This window comes from Pseudomonas sp. 30_B, from assembly GCF_017491605.1.
Classification (GTDB): Bacteria; Pseudomonadota; Gammaproteobacteria; order Pseudomonadales; family Pseudomonadaceae; genus Pseudomonas.
The window spans coordinates 411,333-421,913 of record NZ_JAFGYY010000001.1; the positions used below are offsets into that span (position 1 = coordinate 411,333).

General features: G+C 63.6%; 11 protein-coding genes. 9 read left to right on the plus strand and 2 right to left on the minus strand.

The window, feature by feature from the left end:
- The first annotated feature begins 36 nt into the window (after positions 1–36).
- A complete protein-coding gene (locus J5M67_RS01805) occupies positions 37–471 on the plus strand; it encodes a type II toxin-antitoxin system RatA family toxin (RefSeq protein ID WP_045216710.1) in 435 nt (144 codons plus the stop codon).
- The gene (locus tag J5M67_RS01810) at positions 464–772 is read left to right on the plus strand and encodes an RnfH family protein (RefSeq protein WP_207882688.1); all 309 of its coding nucleotides are present in this window, start codon (positions 464–466) and stop codon (positions 770–772) included. Before J5M67_RS01805 ends, J5M67_RS01810 begins: the two co-directional genes overlap by 8 nt.
- Positions 773–841: 69 nt before the next feature.
- On the opposite strand, the gene J5M67_RS01815 is transcribed toward J5M67_RS01810, so the two are convergent.
- Positions 842–1,387: an outer membrane protein assembly factor BamE gene (locus J5M67_RS01815; RefSeq protein ID WP_207882690.1), complete on the minus strand. Its 546-nt coding sequence runs from the start codon at positions 1,385–1,387 to the stop codon at positions 842–844.
- Positions 1,388–1,483: 96 nt separating this feature from the next.
- Here J5M67_RS01815 and fur point away from each other — a divergent pair, with 96 nt between their 5' ends.
- Positions 1,484–1,888 (plus strand): ferric iron uptake transcriptional regulator, encoded by a 405-nt coding sequence (fur, locus tag J5M67_RS01820; RefSeq protein WP_015478949.1) that lies wholly within the window; start codon positions 1,484–1,486, stop codon positions 1,886–1,888.
- 144 nt (positions 1,889–2,032) lie between these two features.
- Here the strand turns inward: fur and recN are convergent, their stop codons facing one another.
- Positions 2,033–3,709, minus strand: coding sequence for a DNA repair protein RecN (recN, locus tag J5M67_RS01825; RefSeq protein ID WP_207882693.1), 1,677 nt, complete (start codon positions 3,707–3,709; stop codon positions 2,033–2,035).
- A gap of 171 nt (positions 3,710–3,880) precedes the next feature.
- Between recN and grpE the strand changes: the two genes are divergently transcribed.
- The 6 genes from grpE to leuE all read left to right on the plus strand — a co-directional run bounded on the left by grpE (position 3,881) and on the right by leuE (position 10,573).
- Complete coding sequence (gene grpE / locus J5M67_RS01830; RefSeq protein WP_207882696.1) at positions 3,881–4,444, plus strand: nucleotide exchange factor GrpE; 564 nt, start codon at positions 3,881–3,883, stop codon at positions 4,442–4,444.
- Between the two features lie 90 nt (positions 4,445–4,534).
- Positions 4,535–6,451, plus strand: a complete 1,917-nt coding sequence (gene dnaK, locus J5M67_RS01835; RefSeq protein ID WP_207882698.1) for a molecular chaperone DnaK — start codon at positions 4,535–4,537, stop codon at positions 6,449–6,451.
- 122 nt (positions 6,452–6,573) lie between these two features.
- Positions 6,574–7,704, plus strand: a complete 1,131-nt coding sequence (gene dnaJ, locus J5M67_RS01840) for a molecular chaperone DnaJ (protein WP_207882700.1) — start codon at positions 6,574–6,576, stop codon at positions 7,702–7,704.
- Between the two features lie 58 nt (positions 7,705–7,762).
- A complete protein-coding gene (gene dapB, locus J5M67_RS01845; RefSeq protein ID WP_207882702.1) occupies positions 7,763–8,569 on the plus strand; it encodes a 4-hydroxy-tetrahydrodipicolinate reductase in 807 nt (268 codons plus the stop codon).
- A gap of 187 nt (positions 8,570–8,756) precedes the next feature.
- Positions 8,757–9,893, plus strand: a complete 1,137-nt coding sequence (gene carA / locus J5M67_RS01850) for a glutamine-hydrolyzing carbamoyl-phosphate synthase small subunit (protein WP_207882704.1) — start codon at positions 8,757–8,759, stop codon at positions 9,891–9,893.
- 26 nt (positions 9,894–9,919) lie between these two features.
- Positions 9,920–10,573 carry a leucine efflux protein LeuE gene (gene leuE, locus J5M67_RS01855; RefSeq protein WP_207882852.1) on the plus strand — a complete coding sequence of 218 codons (654 nt, stop codon included), beginning with the start codon at positions 9,920–9,922 and terminating at the stop codon, positions 10,571–10,573.
- Positions 10,574–10,581 lie beyond the last annotated feature (8 nt).

The following is a 10,581-nucleotide window of genomic DNA, read 5'->3' on the forward strand; positions in this document are numbered from 1 at the left end:
GGCGTATGAAATGCCCCACAACCAAGCGAGATGTCTATGAGCACGCATATCCAGCGTTCGGCCCTGCTGCCCTATCCGGCGAAGGCGCTGTACGACCTGGTCAACGATGTGGCGCGCTACCCGGAGTTCCTGCCCTGGTGTTCCGCTTCCACCGTGCTGGAGGAAAGCGATACGGCCATGCGCGCCGAGCTGACCGTGGCCAAGGGCAGCATCACCCAGCGCTTCACCACCCGTAACGTGCTGGTGCCCGGCCAGAGCATCGAGATGAATCTTGAAGAAGGCCCCTTCACTCAGTTGCACGGTGTCTGGACCTTCAAGGCGCTGGGCGACAAAGCCTGCAAGATCTCCCTCGACCTGACCTTCGACTACGCCGGCGCCCTGGTGAAGGCGACCCTCGGCCCACTTTTCACCCAGGCGGCGAACACCATGGTCGACGCCTTCTGCCAGCGCGCCAAGCAGCTCCATGGCTGAGCCGGCGAGCATCGCCATCGAGGTCGTCTACGCGCTTCCGGAGCGGCAGGCCCTGTTGCGCCTGAGCGTGCCCTACGGCACCCGGGTGCGCGAGGCGGTGCTGTTGTCGGGAATCGCTGCGCAGTTTCCCGATCTGGATGTGCAGAATTGCCCGCTGGGGATTTTCGGCAAGGCCGTGGTCAGGCCCGATGAGCGCGTGCTGGAGGAGGGGGAGCGGGTGGAGATCTATCGTCCGCTGATCGCCGATCCCAAGGAAGTGCGCAAGCAGCGTGCCGCGCGGGCGAAAGCCGCCAGGGGGTGATTGCCCGGGGCCTGAAATAGCAGGCAACAAAAAGCCCGGCCTTGGCCGGGCTTTTTGTCGGACAGACCCTTATTGCGGGTTCTTGTCCAGCGGTTCCGGGGTCGGGACCGGCACGGTTTCCACCTGGTCCACTTCCTTCTGGATCTGCTCTTCCACGGAGCCGGGCTTGGCCGGTTGCTCCTTGGGCTGCTCGGGTTGCGGAACGCTTATCGGAGCTTCCGGTGCCAGCGGAGGCGTGACGCCGCCGTCGGTGCCGAGGATCGACTCGTCGCGGCTCACGCCGGGCATGAAGTCGCCATTGAGGCCGATCAGTTGATCGCTTTCGCTGAAGTACAGGCTCATGCGCTCCTGCTGGCGCTGACCGCCACCGGGCTGGATGCTGTACAGATAATCCCAGCGATTGGGGTGGAAAGTGTCGACGATCAAGGGGTTACCCATGATAAACCGCACTTGGCGCCGGGTCATTCCGGGCTTCAACTGGTCTATCATGTCTTGTGTTACGACGTTGCCCTGCTGGATGTCGATCTTGTAAACCCCCGGGAAAGAGCAACCGGCGAGTGCGGCGAGTCCCAGCGCGAAGGCGAGACTGGTCAGCATGAGCTTGGCGTTTTGCATCGGGTGGTGACTTCCACTATCTTGGCTGAGCGACGAAACCCCGATCATACCTGCATTGAGGGAAGCTGCGAAGCTTCCAGCGCCGAGAAAGCACACATGGTTGAAAATAGCGAACTGCGCAAAGCCGGACTCAAGGTCACGCTGCCGCGCGTCAAGATCCTCCAGATGCTCGATTCCGCCGAGCAACGCCACATGAGCGCGGAGGATGTCTACAAAGCGCTGATGGAGGCAGGTGAGGACGTAGGTCTGGCCACCGTCTACCGCGTGCTGACCCAGTTCGAGGCCGCTGGCCTTGTGGTGCGCCACAACTTCGATGGCGGCCATGCCGTCTTCGAGCTGGCTGATAGCGGGCACCACGATCACATGGTCTGCGTCGATACCGGCGAGGTCATCGAGTTCATGGACTCGGAAATCGAGAAACGCCAGAAGGAAATCGTCCGCGAGCGTGGCTTCGAGCTCGTCGATCACAATCTGGTGCTCTACGTGCGCAAGAAGAAATAAGCGTACGCGGAATGCAGAACGGCGACCCTCGGGTCGCCGTTTTCGTTTGTACGGCTTTTTTGTAGGAGCGAGCTTGCTCGCGAAGGCATAACGCCGAGGTCGTAGGGAAGACCGGTTCGCGAGCAAGCTCGCTCCTACAGGGGATTACCCCTGTACGGCGGAGTCCACCATCTTTCGGGCGTGGGCCAGGGATTCCTTGGTCAGGTCGACACCGCCGAGCATGCGGGCGATTTCCTCGATGCGCTCTGCCTTCTTCAGGTTCGCCACCGCTGTACGGGTTTCGCTGGTATCGCGGTCCTTGTGCACGAACAGGTGCTGATGGCCTTGGGCGGCCACCTGCGGCAGGTGGGTGACGGTCAGGACCTGGCCGCGCTGGCCGAGGCGGCGCAGCAGTTGGCCGACCACTTCGGCTGTGGGGCCGCCGATGCCAACGTCCACTTCGTCGAATACCAGCGTGGGGATGCGCGAGGTCTGCGCGGTGATCACCTGGATCGCCAGGCTGATGCGTGACAGTTCGCCACCCGAGGCGACCTTCGCCAGCCCCTTCATCGGTTGGCCGGGGTTGGCGCTGACGAGGAACTCCAGCTGCTCCCGTCCATTGGGTTGCGGTTCGTCCGAGGTGGCTTCGCGCAGGTCGATGGCAAAGCGCCCGCCGGGCATGCCCAGGCGCTGCATTTCAATTTCCACGGCTTTGGCCAGCTGCGGCGCTGCGGCCTGGCGGATGCGGCTGAGCTCCTCCGCCTTTTCCTGGTAATGGCGGGCATAGGCAGCCAGCTCGTCGCCCAGACGCTCGACGGCTTCGTCGTCGGCGTTCAGCGCTTCCAACTCGTCCAGCAGGCGTTGCTGCAGGTCCTGCAGTTCGTGAGGCTGCACGCGGTGCTTGCGCGCGAGGCTATAGATGGCGTCCATGCGCTCTTCCAGTTGCTGCAGGCGCATGGGGTCGGCGTCGAAGTGATCGACGAACCGGTTCAGCTCGCCGATGGCTTCCTCCACCTGGATCTGCGCACTGGAGAGCAGGTTCACCGCTTCGCCCAATGCAGCTGGCTGGCTCGGGAAGGCGGTCAGGCGATTGAGACTCGACGTCAGCGCGGAAAGCACGTTGCCGGCATCGTTTTCACTGCACAGTTCGACGACCTGGCGACAGGCGGCGATCAGGCTGCCGGCGTTGCTCAGGGTCTTGTGCTCGGCTTCCAGCGTCTCCAGTTCATTGTCGCCCAGGCCGAGGTTTTCCAGCTCTTCCAGCTGGTAGCTGAGCAACTGGTGGCGGGCGCGCTGTTCGTCGCCGTTGCGCGACAGGCGGTCAAGCTCCTGGCGGGTCTGCTTCCAGCGTTGCGCGGCGAGTTGCACCTGGCGCGCCAGGTCCTGGCTGCCGGCATATTCGTCGAGCAGGCGGCGGTGGGTGTCGGCCTTGAGCAGCGACTGGTGCTCGTGCTGGCTGTGGATATCGATAAGCAGTTCGCCCAGGTGCTTGAGATCGCCCAGCGGGCAGGGCGTGCCATTGATATAGGCGCGCGAGCGGCCTTCGGCGGTGATCACCCGGCGCAGGATGCACGGGCCATCCTGCTCCAGGTCGCGCTCGGCGAGCCAGTCTCGGGCTTCGGCAATGGCGCTGACATCGAAGCTGGCGAGAATGTCGGTCTTGTCGGCGCCGGGGCGCACCACGCCGCTGTCGGCGCGGTCGCCCAGGGCTAGGCCGAGGGCGTCGAGCATGATGGACTTGCCGGCGCCGGTTTCGCCGGTGATCACTGTCATGCCGGCGGCGAGCTCGAGATCGAGGTGCTCGACGATGGCGTAGTTGTGCACGGACAGATGAACCAGCATGGGCGGCGGCTCCGTAGATAGACATGGTTATTTATACAGTATTTTTCGCCTCTGGCAATTCTCCACCTGCCCCTTGAAGAAGCCGAATTCCACCCCATATAGACGGCAGAGCCGCGGACCAATGGGTTCGCTTTGTTTTCAAAGGCTTATTTTCTTTTTTAGGAGAGTGGCATGTCTGACGAACAACAGACTCAGGATTCCCAGTTCAACGAGCAGCCGGAAACCGGTGCTGCCGAGGACCTGAACGCCCGCGTGCTGGAGCTGGAAGAACAGCTCGCCGCGGCCAAGGATCAGAGCCTGCGCGCCGTCGCCGAACTGCAGAACGTCCGCCGCCGTGCCGAGCAGGACGTGGAGAAGGCGCACAAGTTCGCCCTGGAGAAATTCGCCGGCGACCTGCTGCCGATCGTCGATACCCTCGAGCGTGCGCTGGAGATGTCGAACCCGGAAAACGAGGCGATCAAGCCGATGCGCGAAGGCATCGAGCTGACGCTGAAGATGTTCCACGACACCCTGAAGCGCTTCAATCTCGAACCGGTCGACCCGCACGGCGAGCCGTTCAACCCCGAACATCACCAGGCCATGGCCATGGAGGAGAGCATTCGCCTCGAGCCGGGCAGCGTGGTCAAGGTGTTCCAGAAGGGTTACCTGCTCAACGGTCGCCTGCTGCGTCCGGCCATGGTCGTGGTCAGCAAGGCACCGGAACAAACTCCGCCTTCGATCGACGAGAAGGCTTGAAATCCACCACCCGGTCCCCATCTGGGTAATCAACCGAGCCAAAGACCCGCAACAGGGTCAGCGCGGAATCTAATTTCTGGAGAGTGAAATATGGGCAAAATCATTGGTATCGACCTGGGGACCACCAACTCCTGTGTGTCCATCCTGGAGAACGGTAACGTCAAGGTCATCGAGAACGCCGAAGGCGCTCGTACCACCCCGTCGATCATCGGCTACGCCAACGACGGCGAAATCCTGGTCGGTCAGCCGGCGAAGCGCCAGGCCGTGACCAACCCGAAGAACACCCTGTACGCGGTGAAGCGCCTGATCGGCCGCCGTTTCGAAGAAGACGTCGTACAGAAAGACATCAAGATGGTGCCGTACGCCATCGTCAAGGCTGACAACGGCGACGCGTGGGTCGAGGCCAAGGGCCAGAAGATGGCTCCGCCGCAGGTCTCCGCCGAAGTCCTGAAGAAGATGAAGAAGACCGCCGAGGACTACCTGGGCGAGCCGGTCACCGAAGCGGTCATCACCGTTCCGGCCTACTTCAACGACAGCCAGCGTCAGGCTACCAAGGACGCCGGCCGTATCGCCGGTCTGGATGTCAAGCGCATCATCAACGAGCCGACCGCGGCTGCGCTGGCCTATGGCCTGGACAAGGCCAAGGGCGACCACACCATCATCGTCTATGACCTGGGCGGCGGTACCTTCGACGTTTCCGTGATCGAAATCGCCGAAGTCGATGGCGAGCACCAGTTCGAAGTACTGGCCACCAACGGCGACACCTTCCTGGGTGGCGAAGACTTCGACCTGCGCCTGATCGACTACCTCGTCGAGGAGTTCAAGAAAGAATCCGGCATGGACCTCAAGGGCGACCCGCTGGCCATGCAGCGCCTGAAGGAAGCTGCCGAGAAGGCCAAGATCGAGCTGTCCTCGACCCAGCAGACCGACGTCAACCTGCCGTACGTCACCGCTGACGCCTCCGGCCCGAAACACCTGAACGTCAAGGTTTCCCGCGCCAAGCTGGAATCCCTGGTGGAAGACCTGGTCGCCCGCACCATCGAGCCGTGCCGCGTTGCGCTGAAAGACGCCGGCCTGGATGTCTCGAAGATCGACGAAGTGATCCTGGTCGGCGGCCAGACCCGTATGCCGCTGGTACAGAAGACCGTTGCCGAGTTCTTCGGCAAGGAAGCGCGCAAGGACGTCAACCCGGACGAAGCCGTTGCCATGGGTGCTGCCATCCAGGGCGCCGTGCTGGCCGGTGACGTGAAGGACGTGCTGCTGCTCGACGTCACCCCGCTGACCCTGGGTATCGAAACCCTCGGTGGCGTGATGACCGCGCTGATCGACAAGAACACCACCATCCCGACCAAGAAGTCGCAGGTGTTCTCCACCGCCGATGACAACCAGGGCGCCGTGACCATTCATGTTCTGCAGGGCGAGCGCAAGCAAGCCGCACAGAACAAGTCGCTGGGCAAGTTCGACCTGGCCGACATTCCGCCGGCTCCGCGCGGCGTGCCGCAGATCGAAGTGACCTTCGACATCGACGCCAACGGTATCTTGCACGTCGGCGCGAAGGACAAGGCCACCGGCAAGCAGCAGTCCATCGTGATCAAGGCCTCTTCCGGCCTGTCCGAGGACGAGATCGCGCAGATGGTGCGTGACGCCGAGGCGAACGCCGAGGAAGACCGCAAGTTCGAGGAACTGGCCGCTGCCCGCAACCAGGGTGACGCGCTGGTCCACGCCACTCGCAAGATGGTCACCGAGGCTGGCGACAAGGCCACCGCCGAAGAGAAAGCCGCCATCGAGAAGGCGCTGGGCGAGCTGGAAGTTGCCGTGAAAGGCGACGACAAGGCCGAGATCGAGGCGAAGATGAACGCGCTGTCCCAGGCGTCCACTCCGCTGGCGCAGAAGATGTACGCCGAACAGCCGCAGCCGGGTGCTGCCGCTCAGGGCGAGGCCGCTGACGACAAGGCTGGCGACGATGTCGTCGATGCCGAGTTCGAAGAGGTCAAGGAGAACAAGTAAGCCGCGTGCTTGCTTCCGCTCCGGCGCACCGACCAGCGTGTCGGTGCGCATGAAACGTCACGCGGGGGCTTGCTCCCGCGTTGGCGTGTCTGGGGGAGAGGTTTTCAAGGTGCAAAGAATTTATGGCCAAACGTGATTTTTACGAGGTACTGGGTGTCGAGCGCGGCGCCAGCGAAGCGGACCTGAAGAAGGCCTATCGCCGGCTCGCCATGAAGTTCCACCCGGACCGTAATCCCGGCGACAAGGAAGCCGAGGACAAATTCAAGGAGGCCAACGAGGCGTACGAGGTCCTGTCCGACGCCAGCAAGCGCGCGGCCTACGACCAGTACGGCCATGCCGGCGTCGACCCGCAGATGGGCGGCGGCGGGGCTGGCTTCGGTGGCGCGAGCTTCTCGGACATCTTCGGTGATGTCTTCAGCGACTTCTTCGGTGGCGGCGGTGGGCGCGGCGGCTCTCGCGGCGGCCCGGCGCGCGGCGCCGACCTGCGCTATACCCTCGATCTCGATCTGGAGGACGCGGTTCGCGGTACCACCGTGACCATCCGCGTTCCCACCCTGGTCGGCTGCAAGACCTGTAGCGGCAGCGGCGCCAAGCCTGGCACTACGCCGGTCACCTGTACCACTTGCGGTGGTATCGGCCAGGTGCGCATGCAGCAGGGCTTCTTCTCGGTGCAGCAGACCTGCCCGCGTTGCCATGGCAGCGGCAAGATGATCACCGACCCCTGTGGCTCCTGCCACGGCCAGGGTCGCGTGGAAGAGCACAAGACCCTGTCGGTGAAAGTCCCGGCTGGCGTCGATACGGGCGACCGCATTCGCCTGACCGGCGAAGGCGAAGCCGGCGCCCACGGTGGCCCGGCGGGCGACCTTTATGTGGTGGTGAACGTGCGCGAGCACGACATCTTCCAGCGTGACGGCAAGCATCTGTACTGCGAAGTACCGATCAGCTTCGCCGACGCCGCCCTGGGTGGCGAGCTGGAAGTGCCGACCCTGGATGGCCGCGTCAAGTTGAAGATCCCCGAGGGCACTCAGACCGGCAAGCTGTTCCGTCTGCGCGGCAAGGGCGTTGCCCCTGTGCGCGGCGGCGGTGCCGGTGACCTGATGTGCCGCGTCGTCGTCGAGACTCCGGTCAACCTGGACAAGCGCCAGCGCGAGCTGCTCGAAGAGTTCCGCAGTACCCTGCAGGGCAACTCTTCCCATTCGCCCAAGGTCAGTGGCTGGTTCGAGGGCATGAAGCGCTTCTTCGACGATCTATGATGCAAGGCCCCGGGCGGTGTGAGTCGTCCGGGGCTTTCTAGCTTTGGAGCAGTTTTATATGCGACGTATAGCCGTAATGGGCGCCGCCGGGCGCATGGGCAAGACCCTGATCGAAGCGGTGCAGCAGACCAATGGCAGCGCCGGTCTGACTGCGGCAGTCGACCGTCCGGACAGCACTCTGGTGGGTGCGGACGCTGGCGAGCTGGCGGGCCTGGGCCGCATCGGCGTACCGCTGTCGGGCGACCTGTCCAAGGTGGTCGATGAGTTCGACGTACTGATCGATTTCACCCACCCGACCGTGACCCTGAAGAACCTGGAAGAGTGCCGCAAGGCCGGCAAGGCCATGGTTATCGGTACCACCGGTTTCACCGTCGAGGAGAAGGCGCTGCTCAATGATGCGGCCAAGGACATTCCGATTGTCTTCGCCGCCAACTACAGCGTGGGCGTGAACCTCTGCCTGAAGCTGCTCGACACTGCCGCTCGTGTGCTGGGTGACGAAGTGGACATCGAGATCATCGAGGCGCACCACCGTCACAAGGTCGACGCGCCGTCCGGTACCGCACTGCGCATGGGCGAAGTGGTCGCCAATGCGCTGGGTCGTGATCTGGAGAAAGTGGCCGTTTACGGTCGCGAAGGCCAGACCGGTGCCCGTCCGCGCGAAACCATCGGCTTCGCCACCGTGCGCGCTGGCGACGTGGTGGGCGACCATACTGTGCTGTTCGCGGCTGACGGGGAGCGCGTGGAGATTACTCACAAAGCGTCGAGCCGCATGACCTTCGCCCGTGGCGCCGTGCGTGCTGCACAGTGGCTGGAGGGGCAGGCCAGCGGCCTGTACGACATGCAGGATGTGCTCGGCCTTCGCTGAAAGGCATAGCCGTACGTCGTGCAAAAGGTGGACCATGATGTCGCTTTTCTGTAAACTACAGCTTTAGTGTGTCCACTAAAAGCAGCGCAGCATGATCACATAAAAAGCGGGATGACTTCTTCTGACGTCATCCCGCTTTTTTACAATCTGCGCACGCCCAGCCAGGCTTGAACTACGGGAGGTCTTCTTGACTAAGCCAGCCATACTTGCACTTGCCGACGGCAGCGTTTTTCGCGGTGAAGCCATCGGCGCCGACGGGCAGACCGTCGGAGAGGTGGTGTTCAACACCGCCATGACCGGCTACCAGGAAATCCTCACCGATCCTTCCTACGCCCAACAGATCGTCACCCTGACCTATCCGCATATCGGCAACACCGGCACCACGCCGGAAGACGCCGAGTCGAACAAGGTCTGGGCCGCCGGCCTGATCATCCGTGACCTGCCGCTGCTCTCCAGCAGCTGGCGCGACAAGCAGTCCCTGCCGGACTACCTGAAAGCCAACGGTACCGTCGCCATCGCCGGCATCGATACCCGCCGCCTGACCCGCATCCTGCGCGAGAAGGGTTCGCAGAACGGCTGCATCCTGGCCGGCGACGACGCCACCGAGGAAAAAGCCCTCGAACTGGCGCGCGGCTTCCCGGGCCTGAAAGGCATGGACCTGGCCAAAGTCGTTTCCTCCACCGAGCGCTACGAGTGGCGTTCCAGCGTGTGGAACCTGGAAACCGACAGCCACCCGGAAATCGCCGCCGCCGACCTGCCGTACCACGTGGTCGCCTACGATTTCGGCGTGAAGCTGAACATCCTGCGCATGCTGGTCGCCCGCGGCTGCCGCCTGACCGTGGTGCCGGCGCAGACCCCGGCCAGCGAAGTGCTCGCCCTGAACCCGGACGGCATCTTCCTCTCCAACGGCCCTGGCGACCCCGAGCCGTGCGATTACGCCATCCAGGCTATCCGTGAGTTCCTCGACACCGAGATCCCGGTATTCGGCATCTGCCTCGGCCACCAGCTGCTGGCCCTGGCCTCCGGCGCCAAGACCCTGAAAATGGGCCACGGCCACCACGGTGCCAACCACCCGGTGCAGGACCTGGATTCGGGCGTGGTGATGATCACCAGCCAGAACCACGGTTTCGCCGTGGACGAGGCGAGCATGCCGGCCAACCTGCGCGCGACCCACAAGTCGCTGTTCGACGGCACCCTGCAGGGTATCGAGCGCACCGACAAGGTGGCCTTCAGCTTCCAGGGCCACCCGGAAGCCAGCCCCGGTCCGCACGACGTGGCCCCGCTGTTCGACCGCTTCATCGCGGCGATGGCCGAGCGTCGCTGAGACCTCCGAAGAGGTAAATGAAGATGATGCCGACCCTGGGAATCACCGATATCTGGACCTACGTTCTGGGTACGTTGTTCATCGTCCTGCTGCCGGGGCCGAACTCGCTGTTCGTCCTCGCCACCGCCGCCCAGCGCGGCGTGGCCTCGGGCTACCGGGCGGCGAGCGCGGTGTTCCTGGGCGATGCGATCCTGATGCTGCTGTCGGCGTTGGGTATCGCCTCAGTGCTCAAGACCGAGCCGATGCTGTTCCTGGGTCTGAAGTACGTCGGCGCCGCCTACCTGTTCTATCTCGGTATCGGCATGCTCCGCGGCGGCTGGCAGAAACTGCGCCAGCCCCTGTCGGAAGCCGCGGCTCCGGCCAAGGAAGTGGACGTCAACCAGCCGTTCCGCAAGGCGCTGCTGCTGAGCCTGTCCAACCCCAAGGCGATCCTCTTCTTCGTTTCCTTCTTCATCCAGTTCGTCGACCCGGGATACGCCTACCCCGGCCTGTCGTTCCTGGTACTGGGCACGATCCTCGAGATCCTCAGCGCCCTGTACCTGAGCTTCCTGATCTTCTCCGGTGTGCGTCTGGCGGCCTGGTTCCGTCGGCGGCAACGGCTGGCTGCCGGCGCCTCGAGTGGCGTCGGCGCCCTGTTCGTCGGCTTTGGCGTGAAGCTGGCCAGCGCAACCCTTTCCTGAATATTGCA

Coding starts and splice junctions, on each gene's coding strand:
- J5M67_RS01805 (WP_045216710.1), top strand. CDS start 37: ATGAGCACGCATATCCAGCGTTCGGCCCTGCTGCCCTATCCGGCGAAG.
- J5M67_RS01810 (WP_207882688.1), top strand. CDS start 464: ATGGCTGAGCCGGCGAGCATCGCCATCGAGGTCGTCTACGCGCTTCCG.
- J5M67_RS01815 (WP_207882690.1), bottom strand. CDS start 1,387: ATGCAAAACGCCAAGCTCATGCTGACCAGTCTCGCCTTCGCGCTGGGA.
- fur (WP_015478949.1), top strand. CDS start 1,484: ATGGTTGAAAATAGCGAACTGCGCAAAGCCGGACTCAAGGTCACGCTG.
- recN (WP_207882693.1), bottom strand. CDS start 3,709: ATGCTGGTTCATCTGTCCGTGCACAACTACGCCATCGTCGAGCACCTC.
- grpE (WP_207882696.1), top strand. CDS start 3,881: ATGTCTGACGAACAACAGACTCAGGATTCCCAGTTCAACGAGCAGCCG.
- dnaK (WP_207882698.1), top strand. CDS start 4,535: ATGGGCAAAATCATTGGTATCGACCTGGGGACCACCAACTCCTGTGTG.
- dnaJ (WP_207882700.1), top strand. CDS start 6,574: ATGGCCAAACGTGATTTTTACGAGGTACTGGGTGTCGAGCGCGGCGCC.
- dapB (WP_207882702.1), top strand. CDS start 7,763: ATGCGACGTATAGCCGTAATGGGCGCCGCCGGGCGCATGGGCAAGACC.
- leuE (WP_207882852.1), top strand. CDS start 9,920: ATGCCGACCCTGGGAATCACCGATATCTGGACCTACGTTCTGGGTACG.